Below are 1,013 nucleotides of genomic sequence, written 5' to 3'. Positions count from 1 at the left end.
CAGGGAGATGGTGGCCGGGTCGACGGGAGGGATGACGGCCCCGGCGGCGGCGCTGATCATGCGGATGAGGCGACACCGATCAATCACGTCATTCTGCTGACGGCGCGAAAGCCCCCCATACGGCCTCTCTTTGGGCTGGTCTGGCACCGAACCGGCCCTGGCCTGCAACGGCTCCGCCGACCTTCTTCCCCTGACCGCAAGCGGTCATTCCTCGCGAGCCAACAAGCTCGGCTGCCGCCGTCCTTCGCTGATGCTGCGGTCCTGCGGATGCAGTCCGTCCAATCCGTCGCCTCTCGACCGCCATCGAGGCCGCATCGGGCGGCTTCGAACAACCTCAGGAGATACGACAATGGCTCAGATCGGCACCTTCACCCGCGACGAAACCGGCACCCATGCAGGGACCATCAAGACCCTCACTCTCAACGTCAAGGCCACCATCAAGCCCTGCGACCGCGACAACGACCGCGCCCCAGACTTCCGCGTCACCGCAGGAGGTGTCGAGTTCGGAGCAGGCTGGACCCGCACCGCCCGCGAAACGGACGCCGAATACCTCTCGCTCAAGCTCGACGATCCGTCCTTCACGGCGCCGGTCTACGCCTCCCTGGTCCAGGGCGACAAGGCCGAGCACAAGCTCATCTGGTCCCGCTGACCAGCAACAAGGCGCTCCGCTCAAAGCGGGGCGCTACCTTCAATCCTACCGGGATTATGCGGAGTAAAATCCACCGCGAACACCGGCAAATCCGGCCTTCAGCAACCGGCACTCCGCATAATCACCGTCTCAGCATAGTCGACGTTTTGCGGTGCACCGCAAAACGTCGAACTGGGCGCCGCCTGGCAGAAAACCTCCGAGCAGGGCCGCGACTACCTCTCGGTCAAGCTTGACGATCCGAGCTTCCCGGCTCCAATCTACGCAACGCTCGCCGAGGTCGATGGCGAAGACGGCCTCCAGCTCATCTGGTCCCGCCCGAACCGGGATTGATTGACATCGCGAGGCTCCGCCATCGGCGGAGCCT

At 64.5% G+C, this 1,013-nt stretch carries 1 protein-coding gene and 1 pseudogene; both read left to right on the top strand.

Going from position 1 to position 1,013, the window contains the following annotated elements; genetic code table 11:
• Positions 1 to 349: 349 nt before the first annotated feature.
• The gene (locus BJ928_RS38490; RefSeq protein ID WP_047637307.1) at positions 350 to 649 is read left to right on the top strand and encodes a DUF736 domain-containing protein; all 300 of its coding nucleotides are present in this window, start codon (positions 350 to 352) and stop codon (positions 647 to 649) included.
• 162 nt (positions 650 to 811) lie between these two features.
• A pseudogene (locus BJ928_RS38485) lies at positions 812 to 979 on the top strand (DUF736 family protein); the annotation flags it as partial.
• Positions 980 to 1,013 lie beyond the last annotated feature (34 nt).

Origin of the sequence: Rhizobium sp. WW_1, assembly GCF_003610155.1 — a bacterium.
In the GTDB taxonomy this organism is placed as follows: domain Bacteria; phylum Pseudomonadota; class Alphaproteobacteria; order Rhizobiales; family Rhizobiaceae; genus Rhizobium; species Rhizobium tropici_A.
The sequence above is the reverse complement of the archived record's forward strand: the minus strand, read 5'-3'. Positions and strand labels throughout refer to the sequence as shown.

Excerpts from the sequence above, each read along its gene's own strand:
- BJ928_RS38490 (WP_047637307.1), top strand. The coding sequence starts at position 350 with ATGGCTCAGATCGGCACCTTCACCCGCGACGAAACCGGCACCCATGCA.